Consider the following 26,655-nt stretch of genomic DNA (forward strand, 5'->3'; position numbering starts at 1 on the left):
CCTCGGCCCACATCAGGCGGGCATCGTGCCGTTGTTCGAGGTTCATACCCCGCGGGGTACTACATACCCTAGGGGGTATGTGGAAATCTGTCCACCGTCCCGCTCGGGCGACGGTCGCTCAGGTCCGGCGCGGCCGCCGTTCCGGTAGCGTCCGAGACGATCCCCGACCCGACGCACCTGTGAGGAATCGCCGATGAGCGAGGGACCCGTGACGCCGCAGCCCGGCGCGGGCCGTGCCCGTCAGAACGTCATCTACCGGGCCGGGGTGCTCGGGCGCACTCCCCCGGTGCCGACCGACTTCGCGGGGCTGGAACGCCTGGCGCGACGGAAGACGAGCCGCCGTGGTTGGGCCTACATCGCCGGGGGCGCCGGTGAGGGCGCGACGATGCGCGCCAACCGGGAGGCGTTCGACCGCTGGAAGATCGTCCCCCGCGTCCTGCGCGACGTGTCCCACCGCGACCTGAGCGTCGAGCTGTTCGGCCGCACCCTGCCCGCCCCGGTCCTGCTGGCGCCGGTCGGCGCCGCCGAACTCGCGCACCCCGACGCCGACGTCGCGATCGGCGGCGCGGCGGCCGAACTCGGTGTGCCCTACATCCTCTCCAACCAGGGCTGCGCCCCGATGGAGGCCACCGCGGCGGCGATGGGGGAAGCTCCGCGCTGGTTCCAGTTGTACTGGAGCAGCGACGACGACCTCGTCGACAGCCTGCTCGCCCGCGCGCAGGCGATCGGCGCGGACGCCGTGGTCGTCACCTTGGACACCACCCTGTTGGGCTGGCGGCCTCAGGATCTCAACCTCGGTTCCCTGCCGTTCGCCCGCGGCGAGGGGATCGCCCAGTACACCTCGGACCCGACGTTCGTGCGCATCGTCCGCGAGCGCATCGCGGCCGCCGCCGGTGCCCGTCCCGAGGTGGAGGTGACCCTCGGCGCGATCAGGTCACTGCTCTCGATGAGCCGGCGCTACCCCGGCCGCCTCCTCGACAACCTCCGCTCCCCCGAACCCCGGGCCGCGGTCGAGACGTTCCTCGACATCTACTCCCGACCCTCCCTGACGTGGACGGAAATCGAGTCGCTGCGCGAGCGCACCGATCTCCCCGTGCTGCTCAAGGGCATCCTCCACCCGGACGACGCCCGCCGCGCCCTCGACGCCGGGGTCGACGGCATCATCGTCTCCAACCACGGCGGCCGCCAGGTCGACGGCGCGATCGCCGCACTCGATGCCCTGGTCGGCATCGCACCCGTCGTCGAAGGCCGGGTGCCGGTACTGCTCGACAGCGGAATCCGCACCGGATCGGACGTGTTCAAGGCGCTCGCACTCGGCGCCGACGCGGTCACCGTCGGCCGCCCGCACGTGTACGGGCTGGCCGTCGGCGGCCGGGACGGAGCCCGCGACGCCGTCGCGAACATCATTGCCGAGTTCGATCTGACGCTCGGGCTCAGCGGCCTGACGTCCGTGAAGGAGATCACCGCGGACGCGGTGACCCGCACGTGACCGGTGCCCACCGGATGCCGATCTTCGACGCCCACTTCCACATCGTCGATCCCCGCTTCCCGGTGACCCCGAACCAGGGGTACGTGCCCCCGGCTTTCACGGTCGCCGACTATCGCGAGCGGGTCCGCGGGCTCGGCGTCACCGGGGGCGCCGTCGTGTCCGGCTCCTTCCACGGCTTCGACCAGAGTTGTCTGCTGGACGCCCTCTCGCTGCTCGGACCCGGCTTCGTGGGGGTCACGCAGCTGCCGGCGACCGTGACCGACGACGAGATCACGCGGCTGAACGACGCCGGGGTGCGGGGCATCCGGTTCAACATCCGCCGCGGCGGTTCGGAATCCGTCGACCACCTCGGCACGCTCGCCCGCCGAGTGCACGACGTCGCCGGCTGGCACACCGAGTTGTACGTCGATGCGCGCGCACTGCCCGAACTCACCGGGACGATCGCCGCCCTCCCGGCGGTGAGCATCGACCACCTGGGCCTGTCCGCCGCCGGACTGCCGCACCTGGCGGCCCTGGTCGACCGAGGGGTCCGGGTCAAGGCGACCGGTTTCGGCCGAGTCGACTTCGACGTCGCCCCAGTGCTGCGCGCGGTGGCCGACCGGAACCCGCATGCCTTGATGTTCGGCACCGACCTGCCGTCCACCCGGGCCCCGCGGCCGTTCCTCGACGCGGACGTCGAGATCGTCACCGACGCCCTGGGCCCGGAACTCGCCACGCGGGTACTGCACGACAACGCCGCGCAGTTCTACCGCGTGCGTTGACATCCCCGGCAACCAAGATCCGCGAAACGTCGTATGCGCCGCCGTTCGCGATCTACACTCGGGGGCGTCATTCGGTGCGCGGGGCGCGCCGCCGGCGGGGCGCGGCGGTCGGCACCCGGACGTGACATTCCGATCCCAGGAGCATCAGCATGAGCGCCGCCCGAACCACCCGAGCAATCCTCGCCACCGCCGCGCCGATCGCGGCGGCCGTCCTGTTCGCCGGCAGCGCCGGCGCCGCACCGCCCCAATCCCTCGGCACGGCACTGACCTTCGGATGCCTGAACCAGGGCAGCCTGGCCTCGATCACGGCGGTCACCGCGCAGGCCGGGCCGGAGGCGAGTCCCGGGATCCCACCCGGTCACGTACTTTTCTCCACCGCACCGGGACTGGGCCCCATTCCTGCCGCCGGGCAGGTGTCGGTCGCCTGGCTCAACCAGAGCACCGGCCAGGCGGGGATCGTCGACCTCGAGGGGACGTACCCGAACCTGGCGAAGGTGGTGAACACCGGGCCGGGCAACGTGCTCACCACCGTATTCGGTTCGGTGAACCTGAGCAGCGGCCCGATCTGCAACTCGACACCGGCCGTGGGGACGGTGACCGTCGGCTGACCGCGCCGGAATTCAGCGCGGGCTGTACATGATCAGCGCCACGCCGAGCAGGCACACCAGCGCCCCGGCCACATCCCAGCGGTCGGGGCGGAAGCCGTCGACGATCATCCCCCACCCGAGCGATCCGGCGACGAACACTCCACCGTAGGCGGCCAGGATGCGGCCGAAGTTCGCGTCCGGCTGCAGCGTTGCCACCATCCCGTACGCGCCGAGGGCGATCACCCCGGCGCCTACCCAGATCCAGCCGCGCTGCTCCCGGATTCCCTGCCACACGAGCCAGGCGCCGCCGATCTCGAACAGCGCTGCCACGGCGAACAGGGCTAGGGACTTCGCGATACTCACGGGAAGCACCCTACGGCGTTGCACGGCTCCGGTGCGGATCGTCCGCACCGGAGCCGGCCCGGAACATGGTCAGGTTCGGCTCATCGCGCGCGGGCGCGGAACCAGCCGGGGCACGCGGGCACTGTAGTCGCGGTACCGGTCGCCGAATGTCTCGGTCAGATCGTGTTCCTCGAACCGCAGTGCGACGAGGATGTATCCGGTGGTGACCGCGGCGAACAGCAGGTGCCCCACGCTCATCGTCGGCGCCACCCAGAACGCGATCAGGAAGCCCAGATACAGCGGATGTCGCACCACCCGGTACAGCATCGGAGTGCGGAACTCGGTTTCGGCGGGCGGCTTCCCGGCGAAGTTCCGCAGCACCTGGCGCAGGCCGAACAGGTCGAAGTGGTCGATCGCGAAGGTCGATGCGAGCACGAGACCCCATCCGGCGAACGACACCGCGTACAGGACCACGCGCACCGGGGTCGCGTCCACGTCCCAGATCTCCTGCGGCAGCGGACGCCACTGCCACATCACCAGTGCGAGGGCGGCGGTGGCGAACAGCACGAACGTCGAGCGCTCGATCGGTTGCGGGACGATGCGGGTCCACCGGCGCTTGAACCACGGCCGGGCCATCACCGAATGCTGAACGGCGAAGACGGACAACAGGGCCAGGTTCACCATCACGGCCACGACGACGGGCGTCTGCGGCCCCTCGTCGATGGTGCGGGGTACCACGAGACCTTCGACCCACCCGATCGAGTACAGGAACACCGCGAAGAACACGGCGTAGGCGACCGCGCCGTACGCGGTCATCAGGGTACGGCCGAGGCGGCCCCTGTCGGTCGTCTGCAACATCGTGAACCTTCCTCCTCCGGGCGCGCCGCCCGTGCCACAGTCGGCGGATGTGCCGTGTGACCACGGTGCGCCGGTGCGGCGGAGGACGACAGGCACCCCGGGGTGAGGTTTCCGTACCCCCGGCGGTCGTCCACCACCCGGACTTGCTCGCATCTTCGGAATCTGCCCACGCCGTGGCCTGCGCGGATTCCGAAGATGCGAGCGAGTTCTTCCCGGTGCGGGTGTGCAGGAGCCTGCACGCGAGACGCTCTGCCGCGCAGCGTGTCCGGGCGGCGTGCCGCAGGTCCGACCGTCGCGGCCGGCTACCAGTATCGGTGCCGCTCTCCGTCGGTGTCGGCGACGAAGACGATCGCGTCGGCACCGTCCAGGTCGGCCGGGCCCAGCGGGATGTGGCCGGGCACGATCGGTGCGCCCGGGACGATCGACGGGTCGAGCGCGGCGCGCAGAGCCGGCGCCGGGAACAGGGCGCGCCGGGTCGTCGCCTCGGCCAGCACCCGCTGGAGGGTGCCCGGGTCGCTGTGCGGGCCGGCGTCGGTTGCCACGAAGACGTACCGCTCGCCGAGGACGAGTCCGACGTGCGCGCCGGCGCTTCCCCAGTGCGCCTCGTCCTCGCCGGCCTGCATGCGGGACTGCGCGCGCTGCAGGTGCACGATGTGCGCGAACACCAGGACGGGTCCGCGTTGCTGCTCCTGCGCGACGATCGCGAGCAGGTTCTCGGCCATCATCTCGGCGCGCACGCCGAGCAGGTCGGCGATGCGATCGGGGCCGGGATGGGCCATGGCCGCGTGATAGCGCAGCAGGCCCTGCGCGGTGCGCGCGTGCGCGACGGCCCGGTCGTAACCGGTCGGGTCGGCGGGACGCAGGGCCGGTGCCGCGCGACGCAGGGCGCCGGCGACGTCGTCGGCGACGATGCGCAGGGCCCGGGCACGATCGGAGTCTCCGATGGACGCGGCCGGGTCGAACATGGCCGCCTGGTCGGTCCAGTCCGCGTCCTCGCCGAGGAGTGCGTCGAGATCGTGGACCGATCGGGGTCGCAGCGCCGCGGGCAGGTAATCCCCGGCCCGGACCAGGGCGTGTCGCGGGCTCGGTGCACCGGAGTACTCCACCGGCGCATCGAACCCGTGGAAGCGAACCCGATCCTGCGGCGCACACCCGGCATTGTGCGTACGGAGCCAGTCGACGAGTTCCCGGTTACCCGGCACGGCGCCGAACCCGTGGCTGAACCCGGTCGCGAGCACCGTGTCGATCTCTCCTGGCGCCCCGGCCACGTAGTCGTCGACCACGGACGCGGCGAAGAAGTCGGTCTCCAGGACGATCGACCGGAACCCCCGTCCGACGAGGTGACCGAGGAGTTCGTTACGCAGCAGCGGGAACGCCTCGATCCCGTGGGTCGGCTCGCCGAGGGCCAGCAGGACCGGCGGCTCGCTCCGCGCGGCGAGCAGCTCGTCGAGGGCATGGTCCACGCCGGCCGGGTCGTCGAGCGGACGGGCGATCTCGCGTAGTGAGGCGGTAGATGACATGACACTCCTCTCGCGGAAGGAACTGCCCTCGACGATATCGTTGAAGAATCGAGTGAAACTTCTGCGACCTCGACCTGCGATCCGCAGGTCGAACCTTCAATCGGAGGTGCACGGTGCGACCTGTCGACCTGGCCCGGGAACACGGGTTGTCCGCGCAGGCGATCCGCAACTACGACGCTGCGGGCATCCTCCCACCGGCCGAGCGCAGCGAGTCCGGCTATCGGCGCTACACGTCCTTCCATGCACAGGCGCTGCGGACCTTCCTCGCGTTGCGCAGCGGCCACGGGCACCGGCAGGCGACGGAGATCATGCACGCGACCAATCGCGGCGACACCGAATCCGCCTACCGGCTCATCGACGCCGCGCACGTCGCGCTGCTCGCCGAACGCGACACCCGCCTCGAGGTGGCGACCGCTCTGGACGCCCTGGCCACCGCGACGTCGACCCCCGTGCGCGGTCGACCGCTGACGGTGGGTGAGCTCGCACGCCGACTCGGCATGCACCCGGCCACGTTGCGCACCTGGGAAACCCAGGGCATTCTGCGGCCCGACCGCGACCGGGCCACGGGCTACCGCGAATACGGGCCGGATTGCGTGCGCGATGCCGAGATCGCACGGCAACTGCGCCGGGGCGGCTGTCCGCTGGCCCAGGTCGCCCGGTTCGTCGACTCGCTGCGCACGGCAGGCGGTGCCGGCGCGTCGACGGCTTTCCTCGACTCCTGGCAGGATCGGCTGACCGAGCGCAGCCGCGCCCTCCTCGCCGGTGCGGCCCAGCTCGACACCTACCTCAGGATGCTCGAGCGGGCACGGCAGAGGTAGCCGACGACCCGGCGCGGCCAGGGTCCGGCAACTACTGCTCGGGCATCCGCACGTCCCGGGGGTCGATGTCGTCACGCAGCCCGCGCCAGCTCGGATGCCAGAGCTTGCCGGCGTCGGTCCATTCCCGGAACCGCACCTCCCCCACCAGTTTCGGGGTCACCCACACTGCATCCCGCGCGTCCTCGCGCGGAACGTCGCCGACGAAGGGGGTGGTGCGGCGCCGCAGACCGGACAGGGCGGCCGACAGTTCGGCGAGCTGCGGTTCGTCGAAGCCGGTGCCGACACGGCCGACGTACTCCAGTCCGGCCTCGCCGTGCACGCCGAGCAGCAGCGAGCCGAAAGTGCCGGCACGAGCCCCCTTCCCGAGGCGCCAGCCGCCGATGACGACGTCCTGCGTGAGCCAGTTCTTCGACTTCACCCAGTCGGGGCTGCGTCGGCCCGGCACGTACACCGAGTTCCGCCGCTTGGCCACCACACCTTCCCAGCCGCGCCGGGTGCTCTCCTCGAGCGCCTCGGTTCCGTTGCCGCGCAGCAAGTCCGGCACGATCAGCCCGTCGGCTGCGGCCGCGAGCGCATCGAGCACCCGTCGCCGGTCGGCGTAGGGCTTGCGGTAGAGGGTCACCCCGTCGAGGTAGAGGACATCGAACACGAAGTACTGCGGGGTGCCACCGGTCCGTAGCAACGGAAAGCTCGTGACGCCGTGGGAGTCGCACGCGACCACCTCCCCGTCGAGGACGACGTCGTGTCCGTCCAGGATGCGGGTGAGGTCGGCCAGGGCGGGGTAGTCGCCCGTGATGTCGCGACCGGACCGCGAATGCAGCCGCAGCTGCCCGTTCTCGATCTCGGCGACGGCGCGGTAGCCGTCCCACTTTCCTTCGAAGGCCCATTCGTCGGCGTCGAGCCCGGTCACCTCACCCGGTGTCGCGAGCATGGGCTCGAGGTCGCGCGGCAATCCCGTCGACGGACCCGCCTGCACGCCCTGGTCCTTCATGCGGTGGGCGAGCCACTGGTTGCCGGCCGTGCGGATCAGCGCATACCTGCCCTGCACCCGCCCGCCGTGCAGGCGCACGATCACCTCGTCGTCGCGCCACTTCTCGGTCTCGTAGGTGCCGGTGTCCCAGATCGTCATGCTGCCGGCGCCGTACTCCCCCTTGGGGATGACGCCGTGGAAGGTGAGGTACTCGAGCGGATGGTCCTCGGTGCGCACCGCGAGGTTGTTGCGGCCCGGGCCGTCCGGCAGGTTCTTCGGTACCGCCCACGACGCGAGCACCCCGTCGCGTTCGAGCCTGAGGTCGTAGTGCAGCCGGCGAGCGTGGTGTTCCTGGATGACGAACGAGTCGCCCGGCCCGGAACCCACTGCGGAGGGAACGGGTTCGGGCGTGCGGGACGGATCGCGTTTGCCCCGGTACTCGGTCAGGGCGTCGGGCTCGGGCAGCGGCGGGTCGAGGTCGGCGAGCGGGTCGGGTCCGGTGTCGAGTCGCGCGAGCACCTCGTCGAACCGCAGCTGGCGCAGTCCGGGATCGTCGAGTTCGTCCCAGGTGCGGGGTGCGGCGACCCACGGTTGCTCGCGACCGCGCAGGGAATACGGGGCGATGGTCGTCTTGGCCTGGTTGTTCTGGCTCCAGTCGAGGAACACCCGGCCGCCGCGCGCGGCCTTGGCCATCGTCGCGGTGACCAGGTCCGGATGCAGCGTCTCGAGGTTGATCGCCACCTGCTTGGCCACGGCCGACGCCCCACCCGGCGCGAGTTCGCGGTCGAGCGGAACATACAGGTGTATCCCCTTGCTGCCGCTGGTGACCGGGTAGGCCGGCCAGCCCAGCCCGCCGACCATGTCGCGCACCAGCCGGGCCACCTCGGCGCACTGGACCAGCGTGACCCCCTCCCCGGGGTCGAGGTCGAACACGATCCGCGTCGCAGGGCCCGGAACGGAACCCGCGAACCGCCACTGCGGCACGTGCAATTCGAGTGCCGCCTGCTGCCCGAGCCAGGCCAGGGCCGCGACGGAGTCGAAGACCGGATAGGTGACCGACCGCTGCTTGTGGTGAACCGTCTTGCGGGTGAGCCACTTCGGCGCGTGGGAGGCGACGTTCTTCTCGAAGAACGACTCGCCGCCGACACCCTCGGGCCACCGCTTGCGGGTGCCGGGCCGGCCCGCGACGTGCGGCAGCATCACCGGGGCCACGGCCATGTAGTAGTCGACCACGTCGGCCTTCGTGGTGCCCGTGTCCGGGTAGAGCACCTTGTCGAGGTTCGTCAGGTTCAGACGACGGCCTTCGAACGTGCGGGTCGTCATCGCCTCATTGTGCCGAGCGGAGCCGGCGAGCGGGCAGTTCTCGCGCCGGCCTCCGCGTGTCGCCCGCGAAAAGTGAATCCTCGGCGCAGCTCATGGGCGACTCAGCCGTACAACTCGGCGAACCGGCGCAGCGAGGCTTCGATGTCGCCGTGCAGAGCCCGCGCGACACCGGAACCGATCGGCCCGAACAGCGGCGCCCCGCCCAGGTCGATGTTCAGGCTGAGCACGGAACCGACCCCGGCCGCCCGGACCGTCATCCGCAACTTGAAGCGGGTGCCGCCCTTACCGGAACCGTGCAGGACGAGATGGTGCGGCGAGTCGATCTCGCGGACGGTCCACGCGACCCGGTTGCGCATGCCCTTCACCGACACGACCGACTCGGCGGTGGTGCCGACGACGAGTTCGCTCGGCAGGTCGCTGCGCCACCCGTCGTGGATGGTCAGCCATTCGTCGAACCCGTGCAGATCCGATGCGCGCACCCAGGTCACGTGCGGTTCGAGCGGGAGATCGGTCGATACCTCGAGTTTGGCCATGCCCGGCAGCGTAGACGCCGAAGCGCGGGCCCGGGGTGATCGACCCCGAACCCGCGCTTCGTGGGTGTTGCCTAGTGGGCGACAGCCTTTTCGACACCGACACCGGTGAGCGAGCGGACCTCCATCTCGGCCTGCTTGGCCGGGTCCTCCAGCTTGCGGCGGCCGATGAAGGTGCCGACGACGCCGAGGGCGAAGGCCAGCGGGATCGACACGATGCCGGGGTTGGCGAGCGGGAAGAGGGCGAAGTCCACGTTCGGGAACATCGAGGACGGCTTGCCGGACACCGCCGGGGAGAAGGCGATGAGCAACAGGCAGCTGATCAGGCCGCCGTAGATGCTGAACAGGGCGCCGGTGGTGTTGAACTTCTTCCAGAACAGCGAGTACAGCAGCGTCGGCAGGTTGGCGGACGCGGCGACCGCGAAGGCCAGCGCCACCAGGAAGGCGATGTTCTGCCCCATCGCCAGGATGCCCAGCACGATCGAGACCACACCGATGACCACGACGGTGATGCGGGAGACCCGCACCTGGTCCTCCTCGGAGGCGTTGCCGCGCTTGATCACGCTGGCGTAGATGTCGTGGGCGAAGGATGCGGACGCGGTGATCGCGAGGCCGGCGACGACCGCGAGGATCGTGGCGAACGCGACGGCCGAGATGATGCCGAGGAAGATGGTGCCGCCGAGTTCGAAGGCGAGCAGCGGGGCGGCCGAATTCTCCTTGCCGGGGGCGCCGAGGATGACGTCCGGTCCGACCAGCTTGGCGGCGCCGTAGCCGAGCACCAGGGTGAACAGGTAGAACCCGCCGATGAGGGCGATGGCCCAGGTCACCGAGCGACGTGCCTCCTTGGCGGTGGGCACGGTGTAGAAACGCATCAGCACGTGCGGCAGGCCGGCGGTGCCGAGCACCAGGGCGATGCCGAGCGAGACGAAGTCGAGACGGGTCATGTCGCTGATGCCGTACTTGGCGCCCGGAGCGAGCACGTCCCGGCCGGCGACGGCCTCGTTGGTGGAGCTGTTGACCATGGCCTGCGCGTCGGCCAGCAACTGCGAGAAGTTGCCGCGGACCGCGAACAGCACGAGCACGAACATGATGCCGGCGCCGGCGACGAGCAGCACGGCCTTGACCATCTGCACGTAGGTGGTGCCCTTCATGCCGCCGACGAGCACGTACACGATCATCAGGACACCGACCACGGCGACGACGATGCCCTGGCCGAGCTTGCCGTCGATGTTGAGCAGCAGCGCGACGAGGCCACCGGCACCGGCCATCTGGGCCAGCAGGTAGAACAGCGACACCGCGAGGGTGGACAGCGCGGCGGCCATACGCACGGGCCGCTGCTTGAGCCGGAAGCTCAGCACGTCGGCCATGGTGAATCGGCCGGTGTTACGAAGCAGTTCGGCGACGAGCAGCAGGGCGACGAGCCAGGCGACGAGGAAGCCGATGGAGTACAGGAAGCCGTCGTACCCGTAGACCGCGATGGCGCCGGCGATGCCGAGGAACGACGCGGCCGACAGGTAGTCACCGGCGATCGCGAAGCCGTTCTGCGGGCCGGAGAACTGCCCGCCGCCGGTGTAGAAGTCGGAGGCCTTCTTGGTCGAGCGGCTGGCACGGATGACCAGGCTCATCGTCACGACGACGAACGCGACGAAGATCGCGATGTTGAACAGGGGGTTACCGACGTCCGTGGCCCCCTGGGCCAGAACTGTCACATGCGCGAGCGCATTCGTTGTCACTGGGCCGGTCCTTCCAGCTCTTCGCGGATCGCGGCGGAACGCGGATCCAGGTCACGATTGGCGAACCGCACGTAGAGCGCGGTGATGACGAACGTCGAGACGAATTGGCCGAGTCCGAGGATCAGGCCGAGGTTGATGTTGCCGAGCACCTTGGTCGCCATGAAGTCGGCGGCGTAGGTGGCCAGCAGGACGTACACGAAGTACCAGGTGAGGAAGAGAGCCGTCATCGGGAAGACGAACCGCCGGAGCCGGCGGCGCAAGTCCTGGAACTCCGGACTCGCCTGCATGTCGACGAAGTCCTGCGCATCGGGCGTGCGGCGTTCGATCGCCCCGCCCTTGCCGAGGTGAGCTGTGGTCACTGTCGACTCCTTGGTCGTGGCTTCAGGGATCGCCCCTGTGAGGCGTACTACCAGTAGAACGTAATGAGACGCGAGTCACACGGGAAGAAGGTGGCACCGGTCACACGGTGAGCTGTCGCCCGGTGCGGCGAACGGTCTGCCGGGCGCGACGAGTGGCGGCTCAGCGGTCTCCACGCGGGGACGGCCGTCCCGGTCCGCGAGGCTCCGCCGCAACGCCGGTGTCCTCGAACGCCCCGAGTTCCCGGTCCCTGCCCATCCCGAGCCGCTCGGGCACGTGCATGCGGGAGAACACCCGGCCGACGTCCGCCGGGACGCGGGTGCGGGTGGCGAGGCTGACGACGACCATGGTGACGAACGCGAGCGGCACACTCACCGCGGCCGGGTAGCCGACGAGGGCGGCGACCCACCCGCCACCGGCCTCGGGATCGATCCGTACCAGCACGACGACCAGCGCCGCGCCCCCGGCCACCACCGCGCCGGTCACCATGCCGGCGGCCGCGCCGACGGCGGTGAGCCCGCGCCACCAGATACCGAGCATCAGCAGCGGGCACAGTGTGGAGGCCGCCACCGCGAACACCAGGCCCACGGCCCGCGACAGGTCCAGCGACGTCACCGCCAGCGACAGCCCGAGGGGCACCAGACCGGCGAGGACGGCCGCGATCCGGAAGTCACGCACGCGTCCCCGCAGCACGTCGGTGGAGAGCACGCCGGCGACGCTGACCAGCAATCCTGAGGACGTGGACAGGAACGCCGCGATCGCCCCTGCCGCGACGAGCGCGGCGAGCAGCTGTCCGCCCAATCCGGAGAGCACCGACCCCGGCAGCAGCAGCACGGCCGCGTCGGAGCGGCCCGTGATGAGCAGTTGCGGCACGTACAGGCGTGCGAACACCCCGAGCAGCGTCGGGAACAGGTAGAACACCCCGAGCAGGGCGATCACCGCGAGCGACGTCATGCGGGCCGCACGCCCGTCCGGGTTGGTGTAGAAGCGCACCAGCACGTGCGGCAATCCCATCGTGCCGAGGAAGGTGGCGAGGATCAGCGAATACACCTGGAACATGGGGTGGGCGCCCCCGATCCCCCCGCCGGGGGCAACCCAGTCGTCGTTGGTGGCCGGCGCCCCGGCCACTACCGGCACGGCCGCACCGGGTTCGAGCACCAGCGCCGTGCCGGCGGCCACCTCGTGCTCGCCGGGCGCGAGCAGCACGGTGCCGTCCACGGTCCGTCCGTCGACCCGGCCGGTGGCTGTGACCGCGAGGGGTTCGCCGACCTGGACGACGACATCGGTGGTGACGTCGACGGTGGTGCGCTCGGTGACCGTCGGCGGTGCCGGCTGTCCGACCGCGCGGTCGTCGTCGAAGAAGTGGACGGCGAGCACGAGGGCGGGCACCGCGACGGCGGTGAGCTTGAGCCAGTACTGGAACGCCTGGACGAAGGTGATCGAGCGCATGCCGCCGCCGACGACGTTGCCGACGACGATCAGGGCGACCGCGACGACGCCGACCCAGTCGGGAACCCCGAGCAGGATGTTCAGCGTCAGTCCCGCGCCCTGGAACTGGGGGACGAGGTAGAGCACACAGACGACGGCGACGATCACCATCGAGAGGGTGCGCAGCCACCGCGCACCGAGCCGGAACTCCGCGAAGTCCGGCACGGTGTAGGCGCCGGACCGGCGCAGCGGGGCGGCGACGAACAGCAGCAGACCCAGGTAGCCCGCGGTGAAGCCCACCGGGTACCACAGGGCGTCGGCGCCGTACTTGGCGATGAGTCCGGCCACGCCGAGAAACGAGGCGGCGGAAAGGTATTCACCGGAGATCGCGGCGGCGTTCCACCGGGGTCCGACGCTGCGGGAGGCGATGAGGAAGTCGGAGGTGGTGCGGGCCAGCCGGACTCCGTAGATGCCGATCGCGACGGTGGCGGCGGCAGCGGCGACGAGACCGACGACGGTGGCGACGGGGATCGAACCGGTATCCATGAGCCGCTCAGTCGTCGACCAGGTCGGTGAAGTCCTGCTCGTTGCGTTCGGCCAGGCGGACGTAGAGCCGGCCGATGCCCAGCAGCAGCGGATATCCGACGAACCCGAGCAGCAGCCACGGCAACCGGATGCCGAGCACGGTCACGTCCGTCAGGTGCGGCACGAAGTGGAACAGCACGGGCAGGGCGCACAGCAGGCACACCGCGACGAGCGCGAGCCGCGCGGCGAGGCCGAGCTGGGCGCGGACCAGGCCGCGCACCATCGCCTCCCCGACCTCGGTCTGTTCCTGGACCTCCACGCGGGTGCGCACCATGCGGGCGCCGCGGCGCTGGGCGAGCACCACCCGTTCCCGCGGCGGCGGGCCGCCCGAACCACGCGGCGGCGGGCCGCCCGAACCACGCGGCGGCGGGCCGCCCGAGCTGCCGCCCGAGCTGCGCGAGGGTGAGCCGCCGGACGCACTCATCTGCTCGTCCAGGTCTGCATCGGGCCGCGGATCAGGCGGTCCTTGAGTTCGCGGGTGTGACGACGGCTCACCGGCAGTTCGACGGCCGGCTTGCCCTCCTCGGCGCGCAGGCACACCACGAGGCCGGAACCGACGCTGCGGATGCCGGTCACCAGGGGCAGCGCCACGAGGTAGGAGCGGTGCACCCGCAGGAACCCGGCGTCGGCCCAGCGGCTCTCGAGCGTGGAGATGGGGATGCGCACGAGGTGGGAGCCGGTGCCGGTGTGCAGGCGTGCGTAGTCGCCGTCGGCCTCGACCCACTGCACCGACGACCGCGGCACCAGGGTGGTCACGCCGCCGAGTTCGACGGGGATCACCTCGTCCGAGGTCGCTGCACCCGTGGCAGCGGATTCGGTTCCGCGGGTGCGGCGCTCGGCGATGCGGCGCACCGCCTCGGCGAGCCGTTCCTCGCGCAGGGGTTTGAGCAGGTAGTCGACGGCCCCGAGGTCGAACGCCGCCACGGCCCGGTCGTCGTGTGCGGTCACGAACACGACGGCGGGCGGGTTCGCGAAGTTGCGCAGGATGCCGGCGAGCTCGAGGCCGTCGAGGCCGGGCATGTTGATGTCGAGGAACACCGCGTCGATTCCGCCGTCGCGCAGCAGCCGCAGCGCGGTGGTCGCCTCGCCCGCGGTGTGGACGTGGCCGATCTCCTCGCGCCGCCGCAGCAGGTACGCGAGCTCGTCGAGGGCCGGCGGTTCGTCGTCGACGGCCAGCACGGTGAGGGTGTCGGTGGTGTCGTTCACAGCCGGTCCATCGTGCCATGCCGGACCGCCCGAGCGGAGCGGACCGGGCCACTCGCGCACAGGGTGACCGGGTGACGGAAGGGTCGCGTCATGCCCGGATCCCGGGACGGAACTTCGGTACCCGCATGCTGACCTTCGTCCCGGCCCCGGGCGCCGTCTCGACGACGAGGCCGTAGTCGTTGCCGAACGCCGCGCGCAGGCGGTCGTCGACGTTGGCGAGTCCCACGTGCGCCGCCTCCTTCGCGCTGGTGCGACCTTCCCCCTCGGCGTCGAGGTCGCCCGAGCGCAGGAGTTCGGGATCCATTCCGACGCCGTCGTCCTCGACGCTGATGACGCAGTCGGTGCCCTCGTCCGCGGCGACAATGCTGATGGTGCCGGTGCGGGTGCTCTTGCCGGCGATGCCGTGCCGCACGGCGTTCTCGACGAGGGGTTGCAGGGCGAGGAACGGCAGCACCACGTTCAGGACCTCCGGCGCGACCTGCAATCGCACTTCGAGGGCGTTGCCGAAGCGGGCCCGTTCGAGCGTGAGGTAGCGGTCGATGTTGCGCAGTTCGTCGGCGAGCAGCGTGTACTCCCCGGCCGCCCGGAAGGAGTACCGGGTGAAGTCGGCGAATTCGAGGAGCAGTTCGCGGGCGCGTTCGGGGTCGGTGCGCACGAAGGACGCGACGGTGCCGAGGGCGTTGTAGATGAAGTGCGGGCTGATCTGCGCGCGCAGGGCCCGCACCTCGGCGCGGTCGAGGCGGGCGCGGGAGGCGTCGAGTTCGGCGAGTTCGATCTGGCTGCAGGCGTAGCGGGCGACCTCGGTGAGCACACCGAGCAGGGCCGGCCCGGGTTCGGTGGTCGTGACGACGCCGAGCGCGCCGACGACCCCGACGCCGTCGATGACGAGTGGCTGTACGACGACGGCCCGGGCAGCCTGATCGTCGGCGCCGCGCCGGAGGTCGCCGTGGCCGACGAGGACGCGCCGGTCCTCGTCGATCGCGCGGTGTGCGGCGGCGAGCAGCTGCTCGGACAGCCCCTCGAAGGGGCCGCTCCACGCCAGGCAGGTGCCGTCTGCATCGACGAGCGCGACGGCGGGCGTGCCGGTGAGGGAGCGCAGGTGCGGGGCGGCCTCCTGCGCGGACGTCGCGTCGAGGCCCCGCCGCAGCGGCCGCGCGGCGAGCGACGCGGTGTGCAGGGTGGCGTGCACGGCGCGCTCGGCCGGGGTGGTCAGGCCGCGCCGGGTGCGCAGCCACAGTGCGGCGACACCGGCGACGACGAGCATCGCGACGGCGAGCAGCGCGACGACCGTCCCGTTCACTGCGTCACCGGTTCCGGCCGGTGTTCGGGCATCCGGCCGGAGACGAGGGCTGAGCGCGTGCACGGTCGAGCGGGTCGGTCATGGCTCCACGCTACGAGTTGCCGCATGTGCAGAGCACGGGAAGGGGCAGGAAACCGAAGCCGGCGCGGCCACGAACCGGCCGTGGGAGACTTCCGGGGGTGACCGCTCGACGTGGGCCCCGCCCGTTCGACTACTCGCTCGACTACGCGAATCTCGACCTGCGCCGGCAGCCGCACCTCTACCGCGTCGGCCGTGGGGAGCAGGGCGTGCTGAAGGTCGAACCGTACAAGTCGGAGCTGCTGCCGCACTGGCGATTCGCGACGGTCGAGCAGGCCCGGGCGAGTGCCGAGACGATCCTGACGATGTTCTTCTCGTATCTCGACGAGGGGGATTTCGTCGGCGCGGACATGGCCCGCAAGTTCCTCCAGATGGGGTACACGCGGGCGCGGCGGTATGCCGCTCGTCCGGGTGGCCGCAAGTACGACGGACCCGTCCCGCGGGACCGCCGGGGCCGCAGCGGTGCGCACGGCCGCGCGGAGCTCCCCCGGGGTCCCGAGGACGAGGAGAAGGCTGCGGCCGCAGAGGTGTTCAAGCAGGCGTGGGACCGTGCCGCGGCGGAGCCCCGGTACGTCGAACAGCGGCGGAAGCACCGGGACCTGTACGGCTGATCGTCTGCCGGCCTCCGGGCGAACGGTCAGCGGCGCCGCCGGTTGATCCGTTCCTCCGCGGCCGCCTCCTCGATGTCGAGTCCCTCCAGCACCGTGCGCAAGGTCTCGTCGTCGAGGTCGCCGTCGTCGCGCGCGGCGATCAGAGCCTGCCGCTGGGCACGCAGCACCGAGCGCCGGAGCGTTTCGAACAGTGCGGCCGCATGCAGCACGGACGGGTCGCGCTCCCCCGCGTCCTCCACCTGCTGTGCCTCGGCGCGGGCCTGCATCGACCTGTTCACCCGGTCGAGGATGCGCTTCAGGTCATCGGCGGCCACGCCGGCCGGAGGATTCGCTCCGAGCTCGGCGAGATGTTGTTCTGCCGCCGTGGTCGAGATGGTCCGCGCGAGCTCGAGCTGTTCCTCGGTGTAGAGCTGCTCGTACGGGTCGGCGACGTTCAGCGCGCGGATGAGTGCCGGCATCGTGGCGCCCTGGATGAGCAGCGTGCCCACCGCGACGACGAATGCGATCACCTGGACGATCTCGCGACCGGGAAACGGCTCACCGGACGCGAGGACGAACGGGATGCCGCCGGCAGCTGCGAGAGTCACGACCCCGCGCATCCCGGCCCAGGAGATGACCAGGTATTCACGTCCGCTGAACTGGTCCCGGCCCAGCCGGTCCAGGCCGATGCTCCGGGTGAGGCGTCGCCGCGCCCAGTGCAGCAGCACCCACAGGGGGCGCACGGCGATCACTACGCCGAGGATCGCGAAGCCGTAGAGGAAGGCGATGTGGACGTCGAGTCCGTTGTCGCGGACCTCGTCGATCACGAACTTCAGTTGCAGACCCATATAGGCGAAGACGAACATCTCGAGCAGAATGTCGAGGCTTTCCCAGACGGCCCGCTCCTGGATCCGGGTGGCCACCGACGCGTCGGTGGCGCGGTGCCCCATGTACAGCCCGGCTGCGACGACGGCGAGGACGCCGGAGGCCCCGATCTCCTCGGCGGCGAGGTAGGCGGTGAACGGAAGGACCAGCCCGAGCACGGTTTCCAGCGGCGAGTCGTACATCCGGCCGCGGATCAGGTGCACGACGGTGGCGAGCAGCAGGCCGATCGCCACGCCGCCGATCACCTCGTAGCCGAAGAACGCCACCGGGGAATCCGTGGCGAACACCCGGGTGCCGGCGACCGCCGACACCGCGACCGCGAACAGCGTCAGTGCGGTCGCATCGTTGACCAGGCCCTCACCGGTGAGAACTGCGATCACCCGCTTGGGCAGGCCGAGCTTCCGTCCCACGGCGACGGCGCTGACCGCGTCGGTCGGCGCGACCACCGCACCGAGCACCAGCGCCGCCCCGAGGGTCAGCTCCGGGACCAACCAGGACGCGGAGAGCGCGACGGCAAACGCCGTCGCGAGGACCGTGAAGATGCCGAGCCGCAGGATCGGGGTGAGGTGCCTGCGGAACGTCGCGACGGAGAAGCGCAGTGCCGCGGAGTAGAGCAGCGGGGGCAGCACCACTCCGAGGATGACGTGGGGGTGGAGTTCGAGCCGCGGCATTCCCGGAATGAAGGATGCGAGCGAGCCGATGGTCACGAGGACGAGGGGGGCCTGCAGGTTGCTCCGGTTGGCGAGACCGGTGACTGCGATGGCGGCGATGACGACGAGCAGAATCCAGGTCCCGTTCACCCGTCGATTGTGACGTGGGCGGGGGCCCGGCGCCGTCGGACGAGCCGGTGGCCGGCGCGCACGGGCGGACGACCCCCACGCCCGGCCAGCGGCGCGGCCTATTCGGCGCGCAGGGCCTTCCTGGCCGCGTCCTGCGCCTTGTCGACCTGCTCGGCGTACTTGCCGCCGGTCTTCCGGTCCGCGAGGTCACCGGCCTTCTCGATCGCGTTGTCGATCTGGTCGGGGTTCTGTGCCGCGAACTCCTTGCCCTTGTCGACGATCCCCTTCACCGAATCCATGAAGCCCACGTCGCATCCCTTTCGTCCGAATGAGCGAGCGGGCCCAGCCTGCCACACAGCAGGCTGCGACCGGACGTGGGCTCTGTCGCCGACTCGCTATCGGACGTCGGGCCCGGGTTCCGGGCCGGGCCCGCGACGTTCGGTTCCCAGGGTCTTCTTCACCGCGTCCTGCGCCTTGCCGACGTGCCGGGAGTACTTTCGCGGTCCCTTGGTCCGGGCGAGATCCCCGGCCTTGTCGATGGCGCGATTCACTGTGTCCGGGTTCTTCCGGGCATAGTCCTTGCCCTTGCCGACCAGACCCTTGACCGAATCCATGAATCGCATCGCAGGCTCACCCCTTCTCCGTGTGCATTCGTGGGTCCTCACCAGCGTGCCACCGGCAGAGCCGACCGTGCCACCAGCTCGGCGGGAGATCCCCAGCCGGGGTCTCCCGCCGAGCACGTGTGCAACTACGGCGTGCGTGGACCCGGTTGCGCCTGCGGTCCGGGGTCCGCCTCCGGACCGGGCTGCCCTCCGGGCGCCGGGGTCGTTCCGGGGACGGGATCGTCTGCGGTGCCGAGGTGCTTCTTCGCGGCATCCTGCACCTTGTCCACGTGCTGGGCGTACTTGCCGCCGGTCCGGGCGTCGGCGGCGTCGCCCGCCTTGTCGACGAACCGGCCGGCCTTGTCCGGGTTCTGCTCCGCGTAGGCCTTGCCCTTGTCGACCAGGCCCTTGATGGAATCCTTGAAACCCATCTGCCTGCTCCTTCCGCTCGGGGATCGATGCCTCAGCGTGCCACCGCAGGCCCGTTCCCAAACATGCCGCGGTCGGCGTAGTGACCTCGTCCCCGGTCAGTGCTCGCCGGGCAGCAGGTCCTCACTGGCGGCGAACAGCCGACGGTGCTCACCGTGGATCCGCCCGGTCACCCACCACGAGACCTCCACGAGGACCACGCCGATCGCCCCGCAGGTGAACGCCGTGACCATGGCACCGACGTTCGACACGTCGAGGGCGAAGAACTCGCGGGCGAACGGGAAGGCGAACAGGACGACGTAGCCGAGCACCGAACCGGCCAGCAGCACCAGTTTCCACCACACGTACGGCCGGGCCACCACGGCGAGCACCCACAACGCGATCATGATCAGGGTGATCAACGCCGCGGTGCCGGCCTGCATCTTCTGCGCCTCGGTCTGGTCGGGCCCGGCGTACACCAGCAGGTAGCAGACGAAGGTGCTGATCCCGATGATCACACCCGACGGGATCGCCAGGCGCATCACGCGCGAGACGAATCCGGAACGGGCCCGTTCGTTGTTGGGCGCGAGCGACAGGATGAACGCGGGGACTCCGATGGTGAACCAGGCCGCGATCGTCACGTGCCGCGGCAGGAACGGATACGGCAGCGGCTCGTAGTCGAACACCTGGGACAGCGCGCCCGACAGCCCGACCAGGAAGGCCAGCAGCACGGAGTACACGGTCTTGGTGAGGAACAGGTTCGACACCCGCTCGATGTTGCCGATCACCCGGCGCCCCTCGGCCACGACGTAGGGCAGGGTCGCAAACTTGTTGTCCAGCAACACGATCTGCGCGACCGCGCGGGTGGCCGGGCTGCCGGACCCCATCGCGACCCCGATGTCGGCGTCCTTGAGCGCCAGCACGTCGTTCACGCCGTCGCCGGTCATGGCGACGGTGTGCCCGCGCGACTGCAGCGCGCCGACCATCGCGCGCTTCTGGTCGGGCCGCACACGTCCGAACGTGGTGGCCGAGTCGAGGGTGTCGGCGAGCCGGTCGCGGTCCTCCGGCAGGGCGCGCGCATCGACGGGATGCTCGGCGTGCGGCAGGCCGAGCGACGTCGCGACGGCGCCGACCGAGACGGCATTGTCGCCGGAGATGACCTTGACGTCGACGTGCTGGCTCGCGAAGTACTCGAGGGTGGGCTTGGCGTCGGGCCGTACCCGCTGTTCGAGCACCACGAGGGCCTGCGCTGTGACGGTGCCGGGGGCCTGCGGGTCGTCGACGGCGCGCTCGCATCGCCCGAGGAGCAACACCCGCAAGCCCTGCGCGCCGAGCTCCTCGGCGTGCCGCGCCGTCGCCGAGGCCGGATCGAGAAGCACGTCGGGGGCGCCGAGCACCCAGTTGCCGTGAGCGCCGTAGGACTGACCGCTCCACTTCTTCGCCGACGAGAACGGGGCGACGGCGGTGGCATCGCCCCAGCCGGGGTCGTCGGGCAGGGCCTCGCGTACGGCGAGGACGCTGGCGTTGGGACGCGGATCGTCGGCCGCCATCGCCGCGAGGGCGGCACGGACGGCCGTCTCGTCGCTGCCGTCGACGAACACCAGGTCTGCCAGGCGCATGCCGTTCTCGGTGAGCGTGCCGGTCTTGTCGGCACACACCACGTCGACGCGGGCGAGCCCCTCGATGGCCGGCAGTTCCTGCACGAGGCACTGCCGGTGACCGAGACGGATCACGCCCACGGCGAACGCGATCGACGTCATCAGCACCAGCCCCTCGGGGACCATCGGCACGAGGGCTGCGACCATGCCGCTGAGCGCGGGACCGAGGGGCTGGCCGCTGGAGAACAGCTGGTTGTAGATGATGAGCAGGCCGGCCGGAATCATCAGGTAGGTGATGAATTTCAGGATCTTGTCGATTCCCGAGCGCAGTTCCGAGTGCACGAGCGTGAACTTGCTGGCTTCCTCGGCGAGCCGGGCCGCGTACGCATCGCGGCCGACCTTCGTGGCGCGGTAGGCGCCGCTGCCCGCCGCGACGAAGCTGCCCGAGAGGACCCGCGCGCCGAGTTCCTTGTGCACGGGGTCGGCCTCGCCGGTGAGCAGAGATTCGTCGAGTTCGAGTCCCTCGGTCTCGACGACGACCCCGTCGACCACCGCCTGGTCGCCGGGTCCGAGTTCGATGATGTCGTCGAGCACGACGTCGTGCGGCGGCAGCTCGGCCACGACGCCGTCGCGGCGGACGAGGGGCTTGGCCTGGCTGACGATCGCGAGCCGGTCGAGGGTCCACTTGGCGCGGATCTCCTGCACGATGCCGATGGCGCTGTTGAGGATGATCAGCAGGCCGAACATGCCGTCGATGATCGATCCGGTGGCCAGGACGATGGCCAGCAGGACGCCGAGGATCGCGTTGATGCGGGTGAAGACGTTGGCGCGGACGATCTCTCCGACGGACCGCGACGCCCGGTCCGGCACGTCGTTGGTGGCGCCCCGGGCCACCCGTTCGGCGACCTGCTCGGTGGTCAGACCCAGCTCGACGTGCCGCGCGTCGGTGGGGGGCACAGCTGCCTGGTCGGCGACCACGGTGGGCTCCTCTGCTGCCATGGGAAACAGGCTAAGCCACCCGTTGCGATCCGCCCCCACACCGTGACGCGGCTCGCGACCCGGCTCAGCGGTCCGGGCGGACGAACTCGGGCTGGTCGAGCACCCGCAGCCAGCTGCCGTCGGGTTGGCGGCGGGCCACCTGGGCCCGAGCGCCGGCGCCGTCCTTCGGCGGTGTGGCGGTCAGCGCGAGGTCACCGCTGATCAGGGTCGGCAGCGGCGGCTCGGGCTCGAAACGGGGCGCGTGCTCGAGCACCTGTTCCCACAGGCGGCGGATGGCCTCGCGTCCCACCGTGCGGCTGCCCGGCGGGTAGGCCATCACGGCGTCCTCCTCGTACAGGGCGGCCACCCCCGCGGCGTCGCCGGCGTTGGACCGCTCGACGAACAGGCGGGTGAGATCCTCGGGCTGCCAAGCCTTCTCTGCATCAGACACGACGGTCCTCTCTGCGAACGGACGTGGACACCTCCAGGGTCCGCCGCGCGCTTCGAGAAGTCCAACAGATCGTATCGATGAGATCTAGAATCCTGGGTTATGGAACTGCGGCAATTCGAGTACTTCGTCGCGGTGGCCGAGGAGGCGAACTTCACCCGTGCCGCTCACCGCGTCCACATCAGCCAGTCCGGGATCAGCGCCCAGATCCGCCAGCTCGAGCACGACCTCGGCGCCGCCCTGTTCGACCGTTCCACCCGTGCCGCCACCCTGACCACGGCCGGGAAGGCGGCACTGCCGCACGCCCGGGCGGCGTTGGCGTCCGCCGCAGCCGCCCGGCAGGCGGTCGAGGAGGTGACGGCCCTGCTCCGGGGACGGCTGGTGGTCGGCATGGTCACCGCCTGCACCGTCACCGGACTGTTCGACGCACTGGCCGCGTTCCACCACGCGCACCCCGGCGTCGAGATCACCCTCGTCGAGGATGCCTCCGACCGGCTCGTCGAGCGGGTACGTGCCGCCACGGTGGACCTCGCCCTCGTCGGCACCGCCGCCGCCCCGCCCCCGGGTCTCGAGGCGCTCACCCTCGTCAGCGAACCGATCGTCGCCGCCGTGCCGCCCGGTCACCCGCTCACCGAACGCGCCCATCTCACCCTCGCGGACGTGTGCGCCCACCCCGTCGTGTCCATGCCCCCGGGCACCGGCATCCGGACCGTGTTCGACCGGGCGTGCGCCGCCGCCGGCCTGCGCCCCGACATCGCCCTGCAGGCCAGTTCGCCGGACACCGTCGCCGACCTCGCCGTCCGCGGACTGGGCGTGGCGATCCTCAGCCGCTCGATGGCCGAGCACTTCGAGGAGCGGTTGTGTGGCCTCACCGTGGACGACGCCACCGCGCCCGCGGTGCTGTCGCTGGTCTGGTCGGATACCGGCGCTCCGGCACTGCGCGAACTCGTCCGGCACAGCCGTCGCGCGTTCGCGCGCGCAGGGACCTTGGACACTTCCCGGGCGGCGGGTCGCGGCCGAGAATAAGGGGCGCGGCCGGCCGGCCGGAGTCGAATCCACGACGGACAGGGGGCGGAAGTGAATCTCGAGGAACTGATGGCCAAGGCGCGCGACACGGTGACCGTCAAGCGCGTGTACTCGGAACCGGTCGAGAAGGACGGCCTGACCGTCATCACCGCGGCCGTGGTCTCCGGCGGGGCCGGCGGCGGTGGGGGCTACTCACCCGACGGGGAGAACGGTGAGGGCGGCGGCTTCGGGGTGGGTGCTCGCCCGGTGGGCGCGTACGTCATCAGCGGCGGCAAGCTGTCGTGGCAGCCGGCCGTGGACGTCAACCGGCTGGTGCGCACCGTCGCGAGTGTGGCGATCGCCTTCTTCGTCACCCGGGCACTCGTCGAACGCAAGCGGGCCGCCGCGACGAGCTGACGCCGCTCACAACGTCGCGAGGACGAACGAGAGCACGAATCCCGCGGCGGTGCTCAGCGCCACCGTGGGACCGCCCTTCTCGTAGGCCTCCGGCATCAGGGTGTCGGCCAGCGAGGCCAGCACCGCGCCCGCCGCGAACGCCAAGGGCAGGGAGATCGTCTCGGGCGGGGTCACCGCCAGTGGCCCGGCTCCGACGACGACGGCGACGGTCAGCAGCGCGGCGCACGCCACCCACATTCCGAGGATGTATTTCCGGGACCGGCCCTGGGCGCGCATGGAGGCACTGCCGACGAGCGACTCCGGGAAGTTGGATACGAAGATCGCAACCAGCAGAGCGAGACCGCCGGTGCCCTCCCCCAGGGACACACCCAGCGCCACGTTCTCGGGCACCCCGTCGAGGGTGACCGCCGCCAGCAGCGCCAGCCCGGCGGCCCCGCTGACCGAGGACGACGACGGCGCGGTTTCCTCGGCGGCCGCAGCGACGTCGAGTTTCTCGCTGCCGTGGTCCTTTTCGCGGCGACCCTCGGCCACCCGGTCCAGCCACGCGCTGAGCGCGGTGAACACGACGGCGCCGACGACGAGGCCGATCGCCGCACGCCAGATGCCACCCTTCTCGTACGAATCCTCGAACAACTCGAACGACAAGGCGGTGATGAGCGCGCCGGCGGCGAACGCCAGCATCGCCGCGAGAACGCGTTTGGGGATTTCCACCCATCCGCCCACCAACGCGCCGAGCACCAGCGCGCTCGACGCGATGACCCCGAAGAGCAACGATTCGACGATGACCCGGCCCTCCCTCCGACGCTCCCCGACGGACGACCGGATACCCGCGGCGACGGGCCGGAAACCCTACCGGCGCACCGAAGTCGACCGAACCGAAGTCAGCCGAGCGGAACCCACCACGGATCCTGCGAGCCCGGCCGCAGCGCGTCGACCCGCTGGCCCGGCATCGGCACGGCCGTGGGCACCCCCTCCGCCCGCGCGGCCGGCAGGAGCCGCGCGATCGGCTCCGACCAGGCGTGGAACGCCAGATTGAAGGTGCCCCAGTGCACGGGGACGAGCAGGCTGGGATAGTCGCAGCCGCCGAGGTCGGTGTGCGTGCGCACGGCCTCCTCCGGGTTCATGTGCACGTCGGGCCAGCGCGGGTCGTACGCGCCCACCGGCAGCAACGTCAGATCGAACGGCCCGTAGCGGTCTCCCAGGTCGGCGAACCGGGGCGTGTAGCCGCTGTCGCCGCCGAAGAACACCCGCCGCGTCGGCCCGGCGATCACCCACGACGACCACAACGTGATGTTGCGGATCAGGCCGCGGCCGGAGAAGTGCCGCGCCTCGGTGCAGGTGACGGTGAGCGCACCCACCTCGGTGTGCTGGTCCCAGTCCAGCTCGACGATCCGGTCGGCGGGGATCCGCCACCGGCGCAGGTGCGCCCCCACGCCGAGCGGGACCAGGAACCGGGCCTCGGGCTGCGTGGCCGCGAGGGCCTCGACGGTCCCGCGATCCAGATGGTCGTAGTGGTCGTGGGAGATCACGACGGCGTCGATCGGCGGCAGTTCCGCCAGCTCCACCGGCGACGGGTGCAACCGGGCCGGGCCCACGGCCGGCGACGGCGAGACCCGCTCGCTCCACACCGGGTCGGCGAGGATCCGGTGGCCGTCGATCTCGAGGAGGGCACTCGAGTGTCCGTACCAGGTCACCGCGAGCTCCGCGGCCTGCACCGGGGCGAGCTGCGGCGCGAGCGGCACCGCGTCGCGCGGCACCCCGGAGGACCGCCGGGTGAGCATGTCCTTGACGAGGCTGCCGCCGGCCTCGGGCAGCACGGTGCTACTCGGCTCCGAGTTGTGGAAGCGCCCGTTCCGATACCGGGGGGACCCGGCGGCGTACGGGCGGATGTCCGCCGGGGTCGCGCCGATCGTGCCCGGGACGCCGCGGGCGGCCCGCGCCACCCACAGCAAGCCGGCGCCGGCAAGGGCGGACGAGGCGGTCTGCTTGACGCTCACCCCACCACTGTAGGGGCGCAGGGACGCGGGCGCGCTCGGCCGGCGCGGTCGCGCCTCAGCGACCGCGGAAGACCGGCGCCCGGCGTTCCGTGCGGGCCCGGCGCGCCTCCTGGGCGTCCTCGCTGAGCCACGCCTCGGCGAGCGCGGCCGTCTGCTCGGGCGACGGCTCGTCGCGCGTGCCGTCGTCGTTGAGGAACAGCTTCATCGCGTGCAGCGACAACGGGGCGAGTTCGGCGATCTCGCGTGCCCAGGACTGCGCGGCGACGAGATCGCCGATCCGGTTGGCCAGACCGCGGTCGACCGCCTCGTGTGCGTCGACCGGTTCGGCGGCGAGCAGCACGGCCCGCGCGGGGCCGCCGCCGAGCAGGGCGACGAGCCGCCGGACCGTCCAACGGTCCACCGAGATACCGAGACGCGCCGCCGGAATCGCAAATCGAGCCCCCGGTGCGACGACCCGCAGGTCCGCCGCGAGGGCGAGCTGGGTGCCCGCTCCGATCGCGGGGCCGTTGATCGCGGCGATCACCGGGACGGGCGCCTCCTGGATCGCACGGAGCATCTCCCCCAGGCTGTCGAGGAATCCTTCCGCGTAGACGTCCCCCGACAGGTCGGCGCCGGCACAGAAGCTCGAGCCGCGCCCGGTGATCACGACCGCACGCGCACCCCCGTCGAGAGCCTCCTCGAGTCCCTCCCGGACCTGGACGCACAGCTCGGTGTTGAGCGCGTTGCGGCGCTCCTCGCGCCGCAGTTCGAGCGTGACCACGTCGCCGTCACGGCTGATCCCCATCATGTGTGCTTCACCTTTCGTCGACGGCACGCATCATCGCACCCGCCGCGGGCAGGCGCGAGGGCGCTCCCGTCAGTCCTCGTCCGCGCGCGGCCGGCCGGGTTTGCGGATGCGCCCGGCCTCGCGCGGCATGCGTCCTGCCTCGCTCAGCGCACGACGGAGCAGGAACTCGATCTGTGCGTTGGTGCTGCGCAACTCGTCGGCGGCCCACCGTGCGAGCGCATCGTGGACCGCAGGATCGAGCCGGAGCAGCAGCTTCTTGCGTTCGGCCATGGTGTC

General features: G+C 71.1%; 28 protein-coding genes. 7 read left to right on the forward strand and 21 right to left on the reverse strand.

The genetic code is table 11. The annotated features are described in order from the left end of the window. The first annotated feature begins 193 nt into the window (after positions 1-193). From QYS60_RS07900 to QYS60_RS07910, 3 genes are all read left to right on the forward strand, one after another. On the forward strand, positions 194-1,489 hold the full coding sequence (locus QYS60_RS07900; protein WP_371382857.1) for a lactate 2-monooxygenase: 1,296 nt from the start codon (positions 194-196) through the stop codon (positions 1,487-1,489). Further along, positions 1,486-2,250 carry an amidohydrolase gene (locus QYS60_RS07905; RefSeq protein ID WP_371382858.1) on the forward strand — a complete coding sequence of 255 codons (765 nt, stop codon included), beginning with the start codon at positions 1,486-1,488 and terminating at the stop codon, positions 2,248-2,250. Before QYS60_RS07900 ends, QYS60_RS07905 begins: the two co-directional genes overlap by 4 nt. A gap of 149 nt (positions 2,251-2,399) precedes the next feature. Next, positions 2,400-2,858 carry a hypothetical protein gene (locus QYS60_RS07910; RefSeq protein WP_003936332.1) on the forward strand — a complete coding sequence of 153 codons (459 nt, stop codon included), beginning with the start codon at positions 2,400-2,402 and terminating at the stop codon, positions 2,856-2,858. Positions 2,859-2,870: 12 nt separating this feature from the next. Here QYS60_RS07910 and QYS60_RS07915 read toward each other — a convergent pair whose 3' ends face one another. The 3 genes from QYS60_RS07915 to QYS60_RS07925 form a co-directional block, all read right to left on the reverse strand. After that, entirely contained in the window at positions 2,871-3,200 is a 330-nt protein-coding gene (locus QYS60_RS07915) for a YnfA family protein (protein WP_040782206.1), read from the reverse strand. 69 nt (positions 3,201-3,269) lie between these two features. Further along, on the reverse strand, positions 3,270-4,037 hold the full coding sequence (mddA, locus tag QYS60_RS07920; RefSeq protein WP_289377686.1) for a methanethiol S-methyltransferase: 768 nt from the start codon (positions 4,035-4,037) through the stop codon (positions 3,270-3,272). 302 nt (positions 4,038-4,339) lie between these two features. After that, on the reverse strand, positions 4,340-5,557 hold the full coding sequence (locus tag QYS60_RS07925; RefSeq protein WP_371382859.1) for an erythromycin esterase family protein: 1,218 nt from the start codon (positions 5,555-5,557) through the stop codon (positions 4,340-4,342). Between the two features lie 113 nt (positions 5,558-5,670). Between QYS60_RS07925 and QYS60_RS07930 the strand changes: the two genes are divergently transcribed. Then, on the forward strand, positions 5,671-6,375 hold the full coding sequence (locus tag QYS60_RS07930) for a MerR family transcriptional regulator (RefSeq protein WP_371382860.1): 705 nt from the start codon (positions 5,671-5,673) through the stop codon (positions 6,373-6,375). Positions 6,376-6,406: 31 nt separating this feature from the next. Here the strand turns inward: QYS60_RS07930 and QYS60_RS07935 are convergent, their stop codons facing one another. The 8 genes from QYS60_RS07935 to QYS60_RS07970 form a co-directional block, all read right to left on the reverse strand. Further along, on the reverse strand, positions 6,407-8,668 hold the full coding sequence (locus QYS60_RS07935) for an ATP-dependent DNA ligase (protein ID WP_371382861.1): 2,262 nt from the start codon (positions 8,666-8,668) through the stop codon (positions 6,407-6,409). A gap of 101 nt (positions 8,669-8,769) precedes the next feature. Next, positions 8,770-9,201, reverse strand: coding sequence for an SRPBCC family protein (locus QYS60_RS07940; RefSeq protein ID WP_003936338.1), 432 nt, complete (start codon positions 9,199-9,201; stop codon positions 8,770-8,772). Between the two features lie 71 nt (positions 9,202-9,272). Beyond that, positions 9,273-10,907, reverse strand: a complete 1,635-nt coding sequence (locus tag QYS60_RS07945; protein ID WP_054375054.1) for a cation acetate symporter — start codon at positions 10,905-10,907, stop codon at positions 9,273-9,275. Positions 10,908-10,927: 20 nt separating this feature from the next. Next, entirely contained in the window at positions 10,928-11,290 is a 363-nt protein-coding gene (locus QYS60_RS07950) for a DUF485 domain-containing protein (protein WP_054375053.1), read from the reverse strand. Between the two features lie 160 nt (positions 11,291-11,450). Beyond that, positions 11,451-13,262, reverse strand: a complete 1,812-nt coding sequence (locus QYS60_RS07955; protein ID WP_289377690.1) for a cation acetate symporter — start codon at positions 13,260-13,262, stop codon at positions 11,451-11,453. A gap of 7 nt (positions 13,263-13,269) precedes the next feature. Beyond that, a complete protein-coding gene (locus QYS60_RS07960) occupies positions 13,270-13,575 on the reverse strand; it encodes a hypothetical protein (protein WP_235157280.1) in 306 nt (101 codons plus the stop codon). Positions 13,576-13,721: 146 nt separating this feature from the next. Then, on the reverse strand, positions 13,722-14,507 hold the full coding sequence (locus QYS60_RS07965) for a LytTR family DNA-binding domain-containing protein (RefSeq protein WP_289377691.1): 786 nt from the start codon (positions 14,505-14,507) through the stop codon (positions 13,722-13,724). 88 nt (positions 14,508-14,595) lie between these two features. After that, on the reverse strand, positions 14,596-15,807 hold the full coding sequence (locus QYS60_RS07970; protein WP_289377692.1) for a sensor histidine kinase: 1,212 nt from the start codon (positions 15,805-15,807) through the stop codon (positions 14,596-14,598). Positions 15,808-15,986: 179 nt separating this feature from the next. On the opposite strand from QYS60_RS07970, the gene QYS60_RS07975 reads away from it, so the two are divergent. Next, positions 15,987-16,496 (forward strand): DUF4385 domain-containing protein, encoded by a 510-nt coding sequence (locus QYS60_RS07975; protein WP_289377693.1) that lies wholly within the window; start codon positions 15,987-15,989, stop codon positions 16,494-16,496. A 26-nt stretch (positions 16,497-16,522) separates the two neighbouring features. Here the strand turns inward: QYS60_RS07975 and QYS60_RS07980 are convergent, their stop codons facing one another. The 6 genes from QYS60_RS07980 to QYS60_RS08005 all read right to left on the reverse strand — a co-directional run bounded on the left by QYS60_RS07980 (position 16,523) and on the right by QYS60_RS08005 (position 22,176). Next, positions 16,523-18,160, reverse strand: coding sequence for a Na+/H+ antiporter (locus tag QYS60_RS07980; RefSeq protein WP_371382862.1), 1,638 nt, complete (start codon positions 18,158-18,160; stop codon positions 16,523-16,525). Positions 18,161-18,258: 98 nt separating this feature from the next. Further along, positions 18,259-18,447, reverse strand: a complete 189-nt coding sequence (locus QYS60_RS07985; protein ID WP_289377695.1) for an antitoxin — start codon at positions 18,445-18,447, stop codon at positions 18,259-18,261. An 87-nt stretch (positions 18,448-18,534) separates the two neighbouring features. Continuing rightward, positions 18,535-18,762 carry an antitoxin gene (locus tag QYS60_RS07990; RefSeq protein WP_054372900.1) on the reverse strand — a complete coding sequence of 76 codons (228 nt, stop codon included), beginning with the start codon at positions 18,760-18,762 and terminating at the stop codon, positions 18,535-18,537. 125 nt (positions 18,763-18,887) lie between these two features. Then, positions 18,888-19,172, reverse strand: a complete 285-nt coding sequence (locus QYS60_RS07995; RefSeq protein WP_371382863.1) for an antitoxin — start codon at positions 19,170-19,172, stop codon at positions 18,888-18,890. Positions 19,173-19,268: 96 nt separating this feature from the next. After that, positions 19,269-21,746 carry an HAD-IC family P-type ATPase gene (locus QYS60_RS08000; RefSeq protein WP_289377698.1) on the reverse strand — a complete coding sequence of 826 codons (2,478 nt, stop codon included), beginning with the start codon at positions 21,744-21,746 and terminating at the stop codon, positions 19,269-19,271. A 64-nt stretch (positions 21,747-21,810) separates the two neighbouring features. After that, positions 21,811-22,176 (reverse strand): nuclear transport factor 2 family protein, encoded by a 366-nt coding sequence (locus QYS60_RS08005; RefSeq protein ID WP_054372903.1) that lies wholly within the window; start codon positions 22,174-22,176, stop codon positions 21,811-21,813. Between the two features lie 99 nt (positions 22,177-22,275). On the opposite strand from QYS60_RS08005, the gene QYS60_RS08010 reads away from it, so the two are divergent. Together QYS60_RS08010 and QYS60_RS08015 are read left to right on the forward strand one after the other, a co-directional pair. Then, positions 22,276-23,199: a LysR family transcriptional regulator gene (locus tag QYS60_RS08010; RefSeq protein ID WP_289377699.1), complete on the forward strand. Its 924-nt coding sequence runs from the start codon at positions 22,276-22,278 to the stop codon at positions 23,197-23,199. 51 nt (positions 23,200-23,250) lie between these two features. Next, positions 23,251-23,595, forward strand: a complete 345-nt coding sequence (locus QYS60_RS08015) for a hypothetical protein (protein WP_003936366.1) — start codon at positions 23,251-23,253, stop codon at positions 23,593-23,595. A 6-nt stretch (positions 23,596-23,601) separates the two neighbouring features. Here the strand turns inward: QYS60_RS08015 and QYS60_RS08020 are convergent, their stop codons facing one another. The 4 genes from QYS60_RS08020 to QYS60_RS08035 form a co-directional block, all read right to left on the reverse strand. Then, positions 23,602-24,366, reverse strand: a complete 765-nt coding sequence (locus tag QYS60_RS08020; protein ID WP_289377700.1) for a ZIP family metal transporter — start codon at positions 24,364-24,366, stop codon at positions 23,602-23,604. Positions 24,367-24,476: 110 nt separating this feature from the next. Continuing rightward, entirely contained in the window at positions 24,477-25,592 is a 1,116-nt protein-coding gene (locus QYS60_RS08025; RefSeq protein WP_289377701.1) for an MBL fold metallo-hydrolase, read from the reverse strand. A gap of 55 nt (positions 25,593-25,647) precedes the next feature. Next, on the reverse strand, positions 25,648-26,379 hold the full coding sequence (locus QYS60_RS08030) for an enoyl-CoA hydratase (RefSeq protein ID WP_003936369.1): 732 nt from the start codon (positions 26,377-26,379) through the stop codon (positions 25,648-25,650). Positions 26,380-26,448: 69 nt separating this feature from the next. After that, complete coding sequence (locus QYS60_RS08035) at positions 26,449-26,649, reverse strand: hypothetical protein (protein WP_003936370.1); 201 nt, start codon at positions 26,647-26,649, stop codon at positions 26,449-26,451. Positions 26,650-26,655: the final 6 nt, after the last annotated feature.

The sequence above is a fragment of the Rhodococcus sp. GXMU-t2271 genome, assembly GCF_041414735.1.
GTDB classification, from domain to species: domain Bacteria; phylum Actinomycetota; class Actinomycetes; order Mycobacteriales; family Mycobacteriaceae; genus Rhodococcus; species Rhodococcus indonesiensis.